We start from the raw sequence: 15,819 nt of genomic DNA on the forward strand, positions 1-15,819 counted from the left end.
ATGTGCTCAACATACGTAAACTCAGCACCTTCATCAATTTGTCATCACCAGTTCATAGCATGACAGCCAAGTGTTTGGGAGAATGATATGCAAAGTTTACCGCCGCTCAATTTGCTCCGAGCTTTTGAAGCCACGGCGCGACTACAGAGTTTTACAAAAGCCGCAGAGGAGCTAAATGTGACTCGTGCGGCCGTCAGCCAACAGGTGAAATCGCTAGAGTCACAGCTCAATGCGACGTTATTCGAGCGCAAGGGCACTCACCTTACGCTGACCTGCTCCGCACAAGAATACTGGCCTGTGGTTAATCATGTGCTTCAAACATTATCGACCACGACGCAGCATTTATTTACTCGTCCCAAGAATACGCAAGTTAACTTACATGTCGCTCACAGCTTTTGCTCTCAGTGGTTAATGCCAAGATTGGCTGATTTTCAGCGACAATTCCCAGACATTTCCTTTAAAATCTCGACCACTGCTAATACAGTTCCAAACGCCAGTGCAATTGCGGATATCGAAATTATTAACGGAGATGGAGATTGGCAAGAGCAAGAAGCCATACGATTAACCCAAGAAAACTGGATCGTTGTCGCAAGCCCGGGCTTTATGCATTTAAACCCGATAAATGACCTCTCGCAGTTAGCTAAAGTGCCTAAAATCTGTACTAGCGGTTATCATGAATCTTGGCAAGATTGGCTTGCGCACCAAGGTTATCAAGGGAAGGTGAGCAAAGTCGTCGCCGAGTTTGAGCATTCATTGCTTGCTATTCATGCTGCGATGAATCAACTTGGCGTGTTGTTGGTAAGAGACTTTCTTGTTGAGGATGAGCTGCAACAGGGCGTATTAGTCCAGGTTGGAACTTGGCATATGCCAAGTTCTGGTGCACATTATATGATGGTTCGAGCATCCGAAAAATCACACGTAAACACCTTTGCTCAATGGTTAATACAGAGTCTTTAATGTTCGTTCAGCGAGTGAGTAGAGCGCATGTGTGGTTTGGCTATTATTAGCAGTAGCAAGTCATCAGTCTAGGACTGAGCGACATGCTTAATGACATCTAATAACCACTGATTTACCGGAGCTTGCTGTTGAGAGCGACGACAGCTCATCACGTAGCGAACATCAAGCTCTAGCCCAGCAGGAAGCGCGATACTTCGGCAACCCTTAGGAACATGTCCACTCATCGTTATGCCAAAATGATTCGTTTGCAAAAGCACTTTTTGAATCATCGCTGGGTGCTCAATTTCCACTTTAGGTGTGGTTCTAAAACCCATATGTTTGAGCCTTTCCAACACAGGGTATCGGTAGTCGTTCCATCCCGGCGTTTTAAAAAGTATAAAAGGGTATTCTTCTAGCTCTTGGGAGTTTTGAGCGGGATGATCTTGTCGAACAAAAAATACCGCTTTTCCTCGCCCCAGTTCGGTCTGAACAATTGACTGTGGCAGATCTTCATCAAAGTAATGAATCGCAATGGCGTTTTCACCGTCAATTAATCGTTTTTTTGCTTCGCTACCCCAGCGCAAACATGAGAATTTTGCTTCTGGAGCGTGCTTTAGTAACTCCAAGTAAAACTTGTCACCGAAGTACTCCCAAAACAATGTGTTGGCATAAATAGTGATTGAGCCGTCAAAATGAGCTGGTGAAAAATGCTGTGGTTTGATGGAATCAATACTGTTGATTATTTGCTCAAAATGCGCAATGTTCGCTTCCACAAAAGCTGTTGGTTCAAAGCCATTTTTGGTCTGAACGAATAGCGGATCATTGAGCTGAGTTTTCATCTTTGTCAGATTTTTGCTGATTGCTCCTGACGTTTTACCGAGTGATTCTGCGACTAACCGGACGTTACGTAACTCATACATCCGTTTTAATACCAAAATATTTTGAATATCCAGATTAACGCTCATACATTGTCTCGCTTGGCTTTTGTCGACAAATCATATCGCTGAATTTCTTAAGAAAAGACAACGCTTGGTCAATTTAAGTTGCTGCCTTATCCCTGATTTATTGAAGGTAACGATAAGTTATTCTTGGTTACATCAGTTTATTAGCATGGATTTCCATTTGGTAAATAATGGCTTTCCTCGTATGAGCGCGTTTCTGTTGTTACAGTTTTTCCACCGAAAGAAAGTAAGAACGATAATAGAGGTGATGTATGAAAAAACTAATCGCACTTGTTTTGATGGTTTGCTCAACAAACGTAGCATTTGCTGGCGATGGGTCATACACGGGCACGATTGATATGACGATGGCAACGAAAAATCAGGTTGACGTAGAGCGTGCAGATTCTCAATTGACGCTGAAGGGTCGCAATGAAATGGCCTATGGCGGTGTAACAATCCATTCGGATGCTGCAACTCAAAAAATTGAACTTCGTGGTCGACGTGATTAATCGAATAGTTTCTTGTTAAGAAAATGCCGCGAAGAACGCGGCATTTCTATATGTAATATCATCAGATCACAATTACCAGATAAGCGTATGGTGAGAAGCTAAGCGCAATGACCACTTGCCATTATTCGCATGGCGGTGCCATATGAATGACAGCTAAGCCCCCCAAAGAGGTTTCACGGTATTTTTTATTCATATCTTTACCAGTCTGATACATGGTTTCGATAACTTTATCTAACGAAATTAAGCATTTACTTGTGCGCTTTAATGCCATACGCGATGCATTAATCGCTTTCATTGCTCCCATGGCATTTCTTTCAATACAAGGTACTTGAACCAAGCCGCCAATCGGGTCACAAGTCATACCCAATGAATGCTCCATCGCAATTTCCGCAGCAATACAAATCTGCTCGTTACTGCCCCCTCTTAGCGCTGTTAAGCCAGCGGCAGCCATGGATGAAGAAACCCCAACTTCTCCCTGACACCCCACTTCTGCACCAGAAATTGACGCGTTAGTTTTATATAAGATGCCGATAGCGCCGGCGACTGCGAGAAAGTCTTTTAGCTGTTTAACATCGAGCTCTTTGATGAAGCGATGGTAGTACATCAATACCGCCGGAATCACCCCTGCTGCGCCATTCGTTGGAGAAGTAACGACTTGCCCTCCTGCTGCATTTTCTTCACTAACCGCAAAGGCGAAGAGATTGATCCAATCCATGATCTCCATCGGATCGTTTTCAACTGCAGCGTTGGCTTCGAGCTTTTTCAAAAGGTTTGGTGCTCGACGAGTGACATTTAGACCACCTTCCAAAATCCCTTCCGTATCGAAGCCACGTTGCATGCAGAGCGACATCACTTTCCAAATTTGCTCTGCTCTTTGGTTAATTTCTTCGTCTGAGCGAAAGGCGAGTTCGTTTTGGAGGATCATGCCTCCCAAGCTGAAACCGTTCGTCTCGGCTTTTTCTAGCATCTCATCTGCGGATGTAAACGGAAATGGTACTGCGACTTCATCTTGTTGCGTGCCGTTCTCTAGTTCGTCGGCGGTGGCGATGAATCCGCCCCCAATGGAGTAATAAATTTCAAACGCTACTTGATCTCCAGCAGCGTCTAATGCCGTAATCGTCATGCCATTTTCATGCAAGGGAAGGTTGTCGCTATGAAAGACGATGTCATGGTCGTAGCTAAACTCAATCTGGTGTGTACCGGCGAGCATGAGCGTATTATTGTCTATGGTATTTTGTAGCGCACTTTTGGCACTGCTCATTTTGATGGTATCAGGTTTATTTCCCATCAAACCAAGGACCGTGGCTCGGTCTGTATGGTGCCCTCGACCTGTCAGTGACAATGAGCCATAAAGGTCCACTTGCACCCGATGCACTTTCGCCATAGAGTCGCTAACTAGCTGAGTGAAATGGAATCCGGCAAGCATAGGACCATTAGTGTGGGAGCTGGATGGCCCGACACCAATTTTAAATATATCGAAAATCGACAGCATAATTGACTTCCTTTAGCAGTGAACCTTTATAAAGGTCTCTAGAACAGTGTTGTTAACTAGATGTTAAAGCTTGTGGGTCGGGAGTGAAAGAAGATTTTTGTAACACTGCCAACTAAGCGCGAGATTTTAAAATGAAGTTAGACAACATCGTCATCGTTTTAGGTAAACGCCTCGTCAATAACAGGTTGACCTCTGAGGGCATAACAAGAGTCGAAGCTTTGTCTTGTAGGACTGCATCACTACCGACAGAGCGAACGGCGATTATTTTTTGTGGCGGAGTAACGCAAGGACAAAGTGTTTCTGAAGCAGAGGCGATGTACGCGTATTTTAGAACCCTAAACGCAGACTCTGTGAATCCGTTCCCTGAACGTCATATACTCTTAGAAACGGAGTCGTTGAACACGTTTCAAAACATGCGTTATGTTTCCCAAGTTTTGTGCAAAAGTGGGTTGTTCGAGTTATGGTCGGGGCATCCGGTTGAGGTTATCTTGCTATCTAATGACTACCACCTCGAACGAATCATTGATATCCAGAATTTGATGGATGAGCAAGGCTTATTACGAGTACTTAAATCCGATTGCGAATCCATGGGGGTGACTCTCAATATTCCACTGGATATCAGCAAACATATTAGCGTGCCATACCCACATAAGGGGCTTATGGCGGAGACATTCTTGCTACTCGATGAACTCACAACCTACCGAGTTTATTTAGAAGGGGTAAAGCATGGCGTATTTTTCCGAGATTTATCAATTGTCCGAAAAAAGCCACTTATGATCGCAAGAGATGCTATTCACAAATTGCTCTCTTTCCCGCTTGATAAAGAGGCTTTGCAAGATATTGAAGAAATGAAAAAGGCCGTCGAAATGACGGCCTTGGATGAATCTGTAGGTGCTGCGGAAAAGGCATTAAGTATCTTCCATCCGATACTGACTGCATTGAACCGTCGCTTTGATCCTGAGTCTATTCATTAAGCTCGCGTTTTGTACGGACGGCGCTTAATGCGATCAAACAGTAGCAAAGCAGTTCTATACCTTCTTCTGAGATATTTTTAACATCACGGATGTAATTTTCATCCATCACTTGTTGCCAAAAACTGCCCATACCATACAAACGAGAGAAGACTAATAATAGCATTACAGCACCAACTAATAGCTTCATATGTGGCACCGTTAAAATGGTCGCCATTTCGTTCATGGTACCTTTACCACCTTGGTAAGCTTTGGCGCAAGCCAGTGCGGTGACAGCAAGTGCTGGGAAAACCCAAGAGCCATGATGAATCATGTCTGTCCAATAGTCCGTTTCGCGAATAATCAGTACTGCAAAAAATCCTGCAATCAAAATAGCCGCATGCTTTAGCTGAGGCTGTTGTTTCGATAAGCTGAAAAACGACCATGATGCAATAGCAAGCATCACAAGCTGGAGCGTTTCTGTAACGGAAAGCTCGCCAAGGCTTGATCCCAACACGACATAATCAAGACGAAGACTAAGGTTAACGAGAATACTTATAGCGACAATCATCAAGGCGTTTAAACTCGATTTATAAATAATGCGCTTTGATTTTTCAGTAACAACGTTGCTTGGGGCTGACTCGGCTTCTTTTACTATTTGTGTTTTCATCTTGCTCACCTGTCCCAGAAAATGTGGAAGAAATGTGAATTAGTGTGATCTGTGTTTGGAATTTTATTGTCCAAGTGGAAAGTTATGTCAGGGGAATGTCAAGAATAGAACACTGTTCGATATAGGGTCGATGTGCGGTAAAGTCAGAGATATGTAAAAACAACGTAAGAACACTTTGATAAATCAAATAAAAAAGGAGCCCAAAGGCTCCTAAGTGATAGAGGGAAGGTGACGTATCGATAAAAATAATTAGTAGTTGTCACCCTCATTTTCTTTGTGATTCTCGCGATAGTATTCCCATTGCTCGACGCGTTCATTGTCCGACAGCACACAGTAAGTGACACGTTCGCCGTTTTCCGACACGGTATCCAGCTCACCACCTTGCTGAACACAGTATACGGCTGCGGGATTTGCAACGGAGGTATACTCAGTTGATCGGGTCGCTCCCTCGTAAGTTGAACAACCAGCCAGTACCAATGTTGCAGCCATAGCCATCATTAAATTTGTCTTTTTCATTCTTTATCTCCGCATGGGGTGGGCGAGTATTGTATTGATTATAGGCAACTTTAAGAGATTATTGTCTTATCGATGTTAAAAGTAAGAGGGACGTATAAGAATTTAGATATTCTCATTTATTGCTGATTAGCACGTCACACTTCTGTTCTTGGCGTATTGTTGTGAAGGTCATATCAATCACTTCCTGACAAGCGCTCGAACGTACCTGGCCTACAACAATGATTTAAAGTGTGAAATTCGGTAATATGCGCACAAAACATTGACCGTGGTATTTTCGATGAGACATTTAAAATCGACCGTTCATCCAGACATAGAGCATTTGGATGACAAAATTGTTTTTCAGCGCAATGCAGCGCGAGCCATTGTACTTGATGGTGAAGATGTGCTGTTGCTCTATACAGAACGTTACCATGACTACACGCTACCAGGCGGTGGTATTGATGATGGTGAAGATGTCATTGCTGGATTAGTCCGTGAATTAGAGGAAGAAACGGGCGCCCAAAATATACATGGTATTAAGCCTTTCGGAATCTTTGAGGAGTTTCGTCCGTGGTACAAGGATGACGCTGACGTGATGCACATGGTGTCGTATTGTTATACATGTAAAATCGAACGTGAGCTAGGCGAAACGGCGTATGAAGATTACGAAGTTAAAAATGGAATGCGCCCGGTATGGATGAACATACACGAAGCAATTGCACACAATGAAAAAACGATGGCAGAAAGCCCGAAAAAAGGCATGAGCATTGAGCGCGAAACGTTTTTACTTCAGTTGATTTCTAAAGAATTACTATAAACAGCTAGTTTGCATCATTACGACTTAGCTTCTGTTGGCTCTATTGTGGGCAAAGATTTTAGAGCAATAAAAAAGTCCGGACTCCCCCCCGGAACCCGGACTTATTCCAGACGCGCAAGCGAAGCGTCATCTTGATATGTTAGATTTGTTTCGAACTATGAAAACAATAGCTGTTTTACATTTAGTGTGTAAATAATTATTAGGTCTGACCATTGGTTTTCATGTTTTTTTGCAAACGCAATGTGACGCATATCTACCCAATTGCCAAGCGCAATTGGGGCGCTTTTTAGTAAACCACTACTCTTTCTTATCTTTGAGATACCTTACCTCAACTTTTTTGCACACGTTTGCATAGAGATCACGAGTTTTCAAATTCGCCGAACAGGATCTTGTGATTTTACGTTTCTCTGACATTGAGCTCTGTCGTAGCTTTTATCACAAATTAACTAGCGGAGGCAGTCGGCTAAAGTCGACCAGCGGTTGTGAAATCATAGGAGCGTCTGGAGCAAATAAGAGTAAAGGTTGAAATGATGAGGATTGTAACTGACCGATATCTATCAACTTTTCCAATGCATAGAAGCGGCTGACATATTGGCGAGTCTCGTTAGGCAGCGTGAGTTGTTGGAAATCTCGACTTCCTGCTCGCTGAATAGCACGTGCAACACGTCCTTCTCCGGCATTGTATGCAGCTAAAGTGAGAGCCATATTTTGATCGAATTTGTTGTATAAAAACGCCAGGTACTTGAGCGCGGCCGTTGTGCTAGCTTCTGTGTCAAAGCGATCGTCTTGTTTTGTATTTATCGTTAATCCGAAACGTTTCGCTGTGGCTGGTATCAGTTGCCAAAGTCCGGCGGCGTTAGCGTGAGAAACGGCTTTGGGGTTGTAAGAAGATTCTAACATTGGCACTAAGGCTAGGCTATTTGGTAATGAGTGGTTTTGAAGCTGTTTGAAAATGTGGTTAATTACCGGTTTGGATGAATCGAGACGCTTGGCAATTTGTGGTTTGTATGGGGCTAATACTTGATACTGCGTTTGAATATCGACAGCATTTGGTTTTGCCTGGCATGTGAATGGAAGGTAGGACAGAAAGGCAATAAAAATAAAAAGGCCTACAGTACTCAGCCGAGATGGCGACTGAATCTGTAGGCAAGACGAACATCGTTTAGAACGATTTATCTTCATAAGTGTGTTGCACAGGTTGTTTGAGTTGACTGACCAACTCATGGAACGCCGCAGAGCTGTGGCCATTGCTCTGATTGTATTGTTGGCACTGACTTACCAACGTTTCCAATAGCGCCCATTGTTTTCTAGCTTGCATACCTATTTGGGCAGGCAAAGCATTGAAAATTCGTTTTACGCTGGCGTCATTACACGCTAACCCCAGCGCTCGCATACACTGGCTTCTGTCATTGGCGGAGCGGCTGAGTTTATTGAGTATCGGCATTTGTTTCTGAACATTGTCGTTCAGTGCCTCTCCATCAAACTTTAAGTACAATACCTTTTGCTGCTGAAGCAAAGGAAGCAGTTGTTGATAAAGCTTAATATCCTCAGATATAGAGCGAACAAATTGTTGAATTCGCTGCGATACTGCGCTTGCCATGATGTCTTCCTAGCGTTTTATTACTCGTGACCTGTATGGAACTGCATGATTGCCTTGGATAGCACTTTTGTATCTAGGCTAAGTTCACCACGCGCTAATGCGTTGCGTACTTGTTCTACTTTTTCCATATCAACATCAGGTAGTGATGCCATTTCAGCTTGAGCGCGATCTATCGCTACGGTATTCGCTTGAAATGCAGGCTCGTGTACTTTGCTCTGTTCGACGACGTCGACAGGCTGTTTGCTTGCTTGCTGTAATTTTGTTTGTGGGACATGACCGCCCGCGACTTTGTCGATTTTCATGCTGTGGTCCTCATCATCATGTTCTAAATTAAGTAGGCGGTTAGAATGTGATAAACATTAAATATTTTTTTTGTACTCGAAGTTCAGTGTTACTGACGAGAGCCAAAATTAAAAAATGTTACCCCGAGTCAAAAAATCAAAATTGAGTATGAACCTGGTTTAATCCAGTTACGACTGCTCTTATGACCTTGCCCGAACTTGGGTTTTCCACGTCAATTTGTTGCCCTTTCGCTCCATCTTCTAAGGCGACTCCTTTTGTGCTGGCACTAAATCCATTTTTGCTCGCAATGACTATGACTTCATTGCCTTTCTCGATTAGAGGTGGGGCCGACAAATTGGATGGATTAACCACTTGTCCAGCCCTCAAACGACGAGAGGTTTCTAAGCCTACTGCTTGCTCGGGGCGAGTATAAAAATCGTCTTGGCGAGAGATGGTTCGGGTTTCAAGCTTTATGTGTTTAGCCGTTACGACTTCATTTCGGCCAACCGTGGTTGTCGCGACTAAAACAGGCAGAGTCAGCGAAGACTTTATCGTAACGTTAATTCGCCATGGTGATGCGATATTGTCGCAGCTGACTGAGCGCTTGAGGTTACCGACTGGCAACGTGTTGTTGTCACGACCTGTGATAACTAAAGGCGATTGACATTCTGGCAAGTGATTGGCAGAACCGGGCACCCACATGTCGAAGTCCAGTTTGTACTCCCCCCACTGATTGGAGAGCGCTACGCGATCCACCTCTTGTTCGAAATCCGTTGCTACAACGGATTTTATCTCTTCAACGCTGAGGGTTTTGTCATTGGTGTTGGCGAATGCTTGTTCTGATGTCAAAGCGAGTAACGTCAGCATTATTGTTGAGGAAGTGGACACTTTCCTCTTGTTTTTAATGCTTTCCGAGAACCGGAAGTTTGGCTTCCATCCTTGTTTATAAATCATTGATATATATAGCTATTTTTTATGGCACGTATCTTGTTTGTATGTTGGCGTATTCGAGCCAACTGTAAGGAAGATGCATGGCGATCACATTTGAAAATGCTTTAGGAGTACATCCAGAGGCACTTAATTTTCGCGTTCAGCGTACCAAAGTCCTCGCCAGTAACCTAGCAAATGTTGACACCCCTGGGTATTTGGCGAAAGACCTAAGTTTCACCACCGTAATGAACCAAGTAACGGCAGGTGGTGTGAACAAACCGGTGCCAAAGTTCCAGGTTCAGGCCCAATACTCGGTGCCTTACCAGAATAGCAAAAATGGCAACACCGTAGAGCTTGGTGTTGAACAAGCAAAATTCACGCAAAACAACATGGACTTTCAAACTAGCCTGACGTTTCTCAACATGAAATTTAATGGCTTAGCGAAAGCGATTGAGGGACGTTAATTATGTCATTCACTGATATTTACTCGATCACTGGTTCCGCGATGACAGCACAAACTGTGCGTCTGAATACGGTAGCCAGTAACTTAGCAAACGCAGATGCAGTATCTGCAAATCCAGAAGATGCTTATAAAGCGCTTAAGCCAGTATTTGCGACTGTGTACCAAAAAACGCAAATGACAACAGAAAATGGAGCTTATCCCAATGCAGAAGTTCGCATTGTTGACGTTGTTAAAAATGCTGGAGATGCAGAGAAGCGTTTTGAGCCGAACAACCCACTGGCTAATGATGAAGGCTATGTGTTTTACCCAGATATTGATGTAGTTGCTGAAATGGCAGACATGATGTCCGCAACACGCAGCTTCGAAACGAATGTTGAAGTATTAGCCAATGTAAAAAGTATGCAGCAAGGTCTGCTTAGATTAGGGCAGGGTAGCTAATGAGTATTGCACAATACACCCCTTTATCGTCTGACGCTCCAGTAAATACAAAAGCAAAAGACAGCAACGGTATCTCACCAAACCCTAAAGACATGAACAGTGCTTCTTCATTGGAGAATGAGTTTATTTCTTTGATGGTGGCTCAAATTCAAAACCAAGACCCACTTAATCCCCTTGATGGTACGGAATACGTTGGTCAATTGGCTCAGTTCTCGCAGGTACAAAGTACCGAGAATATGTCTAAGACAATGCAACAGAGCATGGTGTTACTGGACAACATGCAAGTGCTATCAACAGCGGGCCTTGTTGGGCAAACGGTTTACGTCAACGCGGATGAATTTCAGCTTGGTGAAGACGTACAAAACGGAAAAATCGAACTCGCTCATAGCTCAAACCAAGTCACGTTAGTTGTTAAAGATGAATTTGGTCAATCAACTAAAGTGCCACTAGGTGCTCACGGCAAAGGTGACGTCGACTTTTCAATTAATCCTGAAGAACTTGGTCTTAAACCAGGCAAATACTCAGTGGCCGTAGAAGTGCAAGAAGGGCAAGCAAGTCCAAATGTGCTGATGGCAGGCACTGTTGAGCAAGTGCGCATTCCTAATACCGGTGGCGCAGCATTAGTCAATGTCCATGGCGTTGGCAACGTTCCTTTCTATCAAATCACTCAGTTTGGTGCTTAACCAAATACGGAAATCAGAGGTCTATTTATGAGTTTTAACATCGCACTAAGTGGTCTGGACGCGACCAACACAGAGCTAAACACAATCAGCCACAACATTGCCAACGCATCAACGTATGGTTTTAAAGGTGGGCGCACAGAATTCTCCGCTGTATACAACGGCATGCAACCTGGTGGTGTGGAAGTCGCGTCAATTTCACAGAACTTCGACAAAGACGGCAGTATCACAGGAACTGGCCGTGCGATGGACCTAGCTATTAATGGCGGTGGCTTTTTTGTTACTAAAGATAATATGGGTCAAATGTTGTACACACGTTCAGGTGTGTTCTCAACGGATAAGAACAACTTTGTTACGGCTAACAGCGGTGCAAAGCTTCAAGGTTACAGTGTCGATAGCAACAACAACCTAATGACAGGTTCTGTGGGTAATATTCAGGTATCGACTTCCTCACTGAATGCTAAAGCAACAGACAGCTTAGATTTTGTTGCGAACTTCGACGCAAGCGCGTCTGTTATTGATAAAGCCGTAACGCCATTCAATCCAAAAGATCCAAGCTCATTTAACTCGTCTTACACAACAAAAGTCTACGACTCATTGGGTAACTCGCACACGGTAACTCAGTACTTTACTAAGACTGCTTCTAACTCGTGGGAAGTGAACGTTCAAGTAGATGGCGGTACGACGCCAGTAGCAACTGTGCCTGTAACGTTTGGTAAAGATGGCTCGCTTTCAACACCAACTGCGCCGTTTAATGTTTCATTCCCAGCAGCAGGCGCGAACGCGATGAGTGTAGACATTAACCTGAAAGGCAGCACGCAATTTGGTGCAGCTTTTGGCGTAAGTACTAATAGTCCTAACGGTTACACATCAGGTGAACTTGCAGGTGTACGCGTTGAAGGTAACGGCATGGTTTACGCGACTTACACTAACGGCCAATCACAGCTACAAGGTCAGGTTGTTCTTGCTGATTTTGCAAACACACAAGGCTTAGCGAAAGTGAGTGGAACATCATGGACTCAAAGCTTTAGCTCAGGTGCTCCAATTATGGGGGTTCCGGGTTCAGGTACGATGGGTGACCTAACTCCGGGTGCATTAGAAGGTTCTAACGTTGACTTAACCAGCGAGCTTGTTGCTCTAATGACTGCACAACGCAACTACCAAGCAAACGCAAAGACAATTTCTACCAGCGACAAGCTTACTCAAGCTTTGTTTAACGCGGTGTAATGGGAGTTTTGCATGGATAGTTTGTTATTTACGGCAACGTCGGGTGCCAGCCGAGTTCTTAAAGCGCAGCACGTTCGTTCAAACAACTTATCAAATGCTGATACTGCGGGTTTTCGAGCGGATATGGAGCGTGTGCGTAGTGTAGAGATGCAAGGCCCAGGTTTTGATGGTCGCACTATGGTTGTGACCAACTCTGCCTCAACACGTTTCGACGCTGGCGATATTGTGAAAACAGGACGTCCGTTGGACGTTGCGGTTATGGGTGAGGGGTATCTCTCTGTAGAAACCCCAGCGGGTAACGAAGCTTACACCCGTGCAGGCAATATTCAGGTCGATACTTTTGGCGCTCTAACAATCAATGGGTTCCCTGTCCTCGGTGACAATGGTCCTTTGGTTGTGCCGGATTATCAAAAGATTGAAATCAGCGAGCGTGGTCAAGTCTCAGTGACCCCACCAGGTGGCGGCGCAGAAATTGTGGCAGGCACTTTGAAGTTGGTTAAACCGGAAATTAATCAACTGCAAAAAGAGAGCGATAGCTTGCTGCACAGCGTAGATGGCGTGCCATTCGCGGCAGATGAAACCGTGCAACTCTCTCCTGAGCACATTGAGGGCAGTAACGTATCTGCTATTGATGAATTGGTTAGTGTGATGTCGCTGACGCGCAACTTTGAAATGCAAGTTCGCATGATGAAAACGGCGGAAACTTTAGCAAAAGCTGGTAACAAATTAATGGCGGCGAGCTAAGTCTCGCCCCGCAAGGAGTAAAAAATGCATTCAGCATTATGGGTAAGTAAAACAGGCATGGCAGCGCAAGACACGAAGATGACTGCCATTTCTAACAACCTAGCAAACGTAAACACGGTTGGCTTCAAGCGTGACCGAGTTGTATTTGAAGATCTTTTCTACAGCATTCAGCGTCAACCAGGCGCTCAAGTAGACCAAGTTAACGAACTACCAAGTGGTATTCAGCTAGGTAGCGGTGTTCGCGTTGTTGGCACACAAAAAGTATTCACTCAAGGTAATACCCAAAACACAACGCAAGAGTTGGATCTTGCTGTAATGGGTCAGGGTTTCTTTCAAATAGAAAACTCGGACGGACAGATCATGTATACACGTAATGGTCAGTTCCATAGAAACTCAGAAGGCTTAATGGTGAACAGTCAGGGCCTGCCTTTAGAGCCTCAAATCCAGATCCCAGACAATGCGGTCTCTTTCTCTGTGGGTGTTGATGGCACCGTGACTACAACAACAGCAGACGATCCAACACCTCAGCAGCTTGGTCAAATTACACTTGCAAAATTCATCAATCCAGCAGGCTTAGAGGCCATGGGTGGCAACTTATTCCGTGAAACGGAAGCCAGCGGTCCAGCTGATGAGCTGATTGCAGGAGCTGATGGTGCCGGCATTATCAAGCAAGGTGCACTGGAAGGGTCAAACGTACAAGTAGTAGAAGAGATGGTCGACATGATCACCACTCAACGTGCGTATGAGATGAATGCGAAAGTGGTCTCTGCTGCAGATGACATGCTGAAGTTTGTTTCGCAATCAATGTAAGTATGAAATTGGTGATGATGAAGGAAAAAGCAATGAAATGGCTTTCTAAGAGTTGGGCAGTAGCCGCCGTGTTGCTGGTGGGATGTGCTGGCCGTCAGGAATTTATTCCGCCTGAGCCGAATGCTGAGGAATATGCACCACCAACGCTCGATTACACGCTGCCGGAAACCCAATCTGGTAGCCTTTATCGTCACCAATACACGATGACCCTGTTCCAGGATCGTCGTGCTTACCGAGTTGGCGATGTATTAACGGTTCAATTATCAGAAGAAACCTCATCGAGTAAAAATGCGGGTACTAAGTTCGGTAAAAGTTCAGCAATTAACTTTGTGGCGCCGACCATAGGCACGAAAACTATCGATGAGTTAGGGGTTAGCGTGGATGGCAAACGTAACTTCGATGGCAGTGCATCAAGTTCACAAGGCAACAAGCTTCAAGGTGCCATTACGGTAACGGTACATGAAGTATTACCTAATGGCGTATTGCGTATCAGCGGTGAAAAATGGCTTCGTCTGAATCAAGGCGACGAGTTTATTCGTCTAACCGGTATCGTCCGTGTGGATGATATTAACCGCAGTAACCAAGTTTCTTCTCAACGAATTGCTGATGCAAGAATTACCTACGCAGGTCGCGGAGCGCTAGCTGACAGCAACGCAGCCGGGTGGCTAACTCAGTTCTTCAACAGCCCATGGGTACCTTTCTAATGAAGACAATGCAATCTTTCTTTATGTCTCTCCTATTGGTGTTGACCTTGGGACTACCAGACACTTCACGTGCTGAAGCGGAAATTCCGATCATGGACTTGGTCGATGTTCGCGGCATTCGAGAAAACCAACTGGTTGGTTATGGTTTGGTAGTTGGCTTAGCCGGCCAAGGTGACCGAAACCAAGTGAAATTTACCTCTCAATCTATTACCAACATGCTACGTCAGTTTGGGGTTCAAATTGATGACAGTATGAACCCTAAGCTACGAAATGTGGCTTCTGTGAGTGTGACAGCGTCCGTTGATCCAATGGCAGGCCCAGGACAAACGTTGGATGTGGTTGTGTCTTCAATCGGTGATGCAAAGAGCCTTCGTGGTGGTACGTTATTGCTAACGCCTTTACGTGGTATTGATGGCGAAGTGTACGCGATTGCGCAAGGCAACGTGGTTGTGGGGGGCTTATCTGCAGAGGGGCGAAGTGGCTCCAAAGTAGAAGTAAACACACCAACGGCGGGTCGCGTTCCGAATGGTGCGACTTTAGAGAGAGAAATCAAAACCGATTTCAACCAACGTGATGAAATCACCCTAAACCTGCGCAAGCCTAGCTTCACTACAGCAAAAAATATTGCGCGTGAAATTAACAACACTTTTGGACCTAACGTTGCAGTTGCGATCAATAAAGCGCGCATTGATATGCGTGCACCAAAAGATACACAGCAGCGTGTCGTCATGATGTCGATGCTTGAAGAAATGAGCGTTGTTGAAGGCCGTAAACCTGCTCGTATTGTCTTTAACTCTCGCACTGGCACCGTGGTGATCGGTAAGAGTGTCAAAGTGAGTGAAGCAGCAGTAAGTCACGGTAACTTAACCGTGCGAATTTCTGAATCACAACAAGTTAGTCAGCCTAATGCGTTTGCAAATGGCGATACGAAAGTCGTTAACCAAACGGATCTTGATGTGAATGAAGATCTCGCTCAGATGGTGATTTGGCCTCCAGGCACGGAACTTAACACCATAGTTAATGCGGTAAATAGTTTAGGTGCCACGCCTACAGACTTGATGTCTATCCTGCAAGCTTTGAGTGAAGCGGGTGCATTGAACGCTGAATTGGTCGTGATATAAGGAGTTAAGG

General features: G+C 44.7%; 20 protein-coding genes. 12 read left to right on the forward strand and 8 right to left on the reverse strand.

Going from position 1 to position 15,819, the window contains the following annotated elements:
* Positions 1-87 precede the first annotated feature (87 nt).
* Complete coding sequence (locus tag R7Q41_RS14795; RefSeq protein WP_138939764.1) at positions 88-957, forward strand: LysR substrate-binding domain-containing protein; 870 nt, start codon at positions 88-90, stop codon at positions 955-957.
* A gap of 68 nt (positions 958-1,025) precedes the next feature.
* Here the strand turns inward: R7Q41_RS14795 and R7Q41_RS14800 are convergent, their stop codons facing one another.
* On the reverse strand, positions 1,026-1,901 hold the full coding sequence (locus tag R7Q41_RS14800; RefSeq protein WP_047102796.1) for a LysR family transcriptional regulator: 876 nt from the start codon (positions 1,899-1,901) through the stop codon (positions 1,026-1,028).
* Between the two features lie 248 nt (positions 1,902-2,149).
* On the opposite strand from R7Q41_RS14800, the gene R7Q41_RS14805 reads away from it, so the two are divergent.
* Positions 2,150-2,386, forward strand: coding sequence for a hypothetical protein (locus R7Q41_RS14805; protein ID WP_005374030.1), 237 nt, complete (start codon positions 2,150-2,152; stop codon positions 2,384-2,386).
* Positions 2,387-2,507: 121 nt separating this feature from the next.
* Here the strand turns inward: R7Q41_RS14805 and R7Q41_RS14810 are convergent, their stop codons facing one another.
* On the reverse strand, positions 2,508-3,878 hold the full coding sequence (locus R7Q41_RS14810) for an L-serine ammonia-lyase (RefSeq protein WP_017819764.1): 1,371 nt from the start codon (positions 3,876-3,878) through the stop codon (positions 2,508-2,510).
* A gap of 131 nt (positions 3,879-4,009) precedes the next feature.
* On the opposite strand from R7Q41_RS14810, the gene R7Q41_RS14815 reads away from it, so the two are divergent.
* The gene (locus tag R7Q41_RS14815) at positions 4,010-4,852 is read left to right on the forward strand and encodes a YdcF family protein (protein WP_171342658.1); all 843 of its coding nucleotides are present in this window, start codon (positions 4,010-4,012) and stop codon (positions 4,850-4,852) included.
* On the opposite strand, the gene R7Q41_RS14820 is transcribed toward R7Q41_RS14815, so the two are convergent.
* Positions 4,842-5,498: a hypothetical protein gene (locus tag R7Q41_RS14820; protein WP_005374025.1), complete on the reverse strand. Its 657-nt coding sequence runs from the start codon at positions 5,496-5,498 to the stop codon at positions 4,842-4,844. The two genes, R7Q41_RS14815 and R7Q41_RS14820, sit on opposite strands and share 11 nt — an antisense overlap.
* A gap of 249 nt (positions 5,499-5,747) precedes the next feature.
* Positions 5,748-6,014, reverse strand: a complete 267-nt coding sequence (locus R7Q41_RS14825; RefSeq protein WP_005374023.1) for a DUF333 domain-containing protein — start codon at positions 6,012-6,014, stop codon at positions 5,748-5,750.
* Between the two features lie 277 nt (positions 6,015-6,291).
* Here R7Q41_RS14825 and R7Q41_RS14830 point away from each other — a divergent pair, with 277 nt between their 5' ends.
* On the forward strand, positions 6,292-6,810 hold the full coding sequence (locus R7Q41_RS14830) for an NUDIX hydrolase (protein WP_005374021.1): 519 nt from the start codon (positions 6,292-6,294) through the stop codon (positions 6,808-6,810).
* A 435-nt stretch (positions 6,811-7,245) separates the two neighbouring features.
* On the opposite strand, the gene R7Q41_RS14835 is transcribed toward R7Q41_RS14830, so the two are convergent.
* The 4 genes from R7Q41_RS14835 to flgA all read right to left on the reverse strand — a co-directional run bounded on the left by R7Q41_RS14835 (position 7,246) and on the right by flgA (position 9,646).
* Positions 7,246-7,992 carry a lytic transglycosylase domain-containing protein gene (locus R7Q41_RS14835; RefSeq protein WP_042523341.1) on the reverse strand — a complete coding sequence of 249 codons (747 nt, stop codon included), beginning with the start codon at positions 7,990-7,992 and terminating at the stop codon, positions 7,246-7,248.
* Complete coding sequence (gene flgN, locus R7Q41_RS14840) at positions 7,973-8,410, reverse strand: flagellar export chaperone FlgN (RefSeq protein ID WP_005374018.1); 438 nt, start codon at positions 8,408-8,410, stop codon at positions 7,973-7,975. The genes R7Q41_RS14835 and flgN overlap by 20 nt, the downstream gene beginning before the upstream one ends.
* Positions 8,411-8,430: 20 nt before the next feature.
* Complete coding sequence (flgM, locus tag R7Q41_RS14845) at positions 8,431-8,712, reverse strand: flagellar biosynthesis anti-sigma factor FlgM (RefSeq protein WP_005374016.1); 282 nt, start codon at positions 8,710-8,712, stop codon at positions 8,431-8,433.
* A 136-nt stretch (positions 8,713-8,848) separates the two neighbouring features.
* Entirely contained in the window at positions 8,849-9,646 is a 798-nt protein-coding gene (gene flgA / locus R7Q41_RS14850) for a flagellar basal body P-ring formation chaperone FlgA (protein WP_238972344.1), read from the reverse strand.
* 77 nt (positions 9,647-9,723) lie between these two features.
* Here flgA and flgB point away from each other — a divergent pair, with 77 nt between their 5' ends.
* Genes flgB through R7Q41_RS14890 form a run of 8 tightly spaced genes read left to right on the forward strand, consistent with a single transcriptional unit; the run spans position 9,724 to position 15,809 of the window.
* Positions 9,724-10,086, forward strand: coding sequence for a flagellar basal body rod protein FlgB (flgB, locus tag R7Q41_RS14855; protein WP_005374013.1), 363 nt, complete (start codon positions 9,724-9,726; stop codon positions 10,084-10,086).
* Between the two features lie 2 nt (positions 10,087-10,088).
* On the forward strand, positions 10,089-10,523 hold the full coding sequence (gene flgC / locus R7Q41_RS14860; RefSeq protein ID WP_005374012.1) for a flagellar basal body rod protein FlgC: 435 nt from the start codon (positions 10,089-10,091) through the stop codon (positions 10,521-10,523).
* The gene (flgD, locus tag R7Q41_RS14865; protein ID WP_005384410.1) at positions 10,523-11,206 is read left to right on the forward strand and encodes a flagellar hook assembly protein FlgD; all 684 of its coding nucleotides are present in this window, start codon (positions 10,523-10,525) and stop codon (positions 11,204-11,206) included. The genes flgC and flgD overlap by 1 nt, the downstream gene beginning before the upstream one ends.
* A 27-nt stretch (positions 11,207-11,233) precedes the next feature.
* Entirely contained in the window at positions 11,234-12,430 is a 1,197-nt protein-coding gene (gene flgE / locus R7Q41_RS14870; RefSeq protein WP_017635110.1) for a flagellar hook protein FlgE, read from the forward strand.
* Positions 12,431-12,442: 12 nt separating this feature from the next.
* Entirely contained in the window at positions 12,443-13,174 is a 732-nt protein-coding gene (flgF, locus tag R7Q41_RS14875; RefSeq protein ID WP_213870241.1) for a flagellar basal-body rod protein FlgF, read from the forward strand.
* 24 nt (positions 13,175-13,198) lie between these two features.
* Positions 13,199-13,984: a flagellar basal-body rod protein FlgG gene (flgG, locus tag R7Q41_RS14880; protein WP_005374008.1), complete on the forward strand. Its 786-nt coding sequence runs from the start codon at positions 13,199-13,201 to the stop codon at positions 13,982-13,984.
* 32 nt (positions 13,985-14,016) lie between these two features.
* Complete coding sequence (flgH, locus tag R7Q41_RS14885) at positions 14,017-14,688, forward strand: flagellar basal body L-ring protein FlgH (protein ID WP_017635111.1); 672 nt, start codon at positions 14,017-14,019, stop codon at positions 14,686-14,688.
* The gene (locus R7Q41_RS14890) at positions 14,673-15,809 is read left to right on the forward strand and encodes a flagellar basal body P-ring protein FlgI (protein ID WP_411979066.1); all 1,137 of its coding nucleotides are present in this window, start codon (positions 14,673-14,675) and stop codon (positions 15,807-15,809) included. Before flgH ends, R7Q41_RS14890 begins: the two co-directional genes overlap by 16 nt.
* The last annotated feature ends 10 nt before the right edge of the window (positions 15,810-15,819 follow it).

Source organism: Vibrio sp. 2096, from assembly GCF_033339595.1.
Lineage (GTDB): Bacteria > Pseudomonadota > Gammaproteobacteria > Enterobacterales > Vibrionaceae > Vibrio > Vibrio alginolyticus.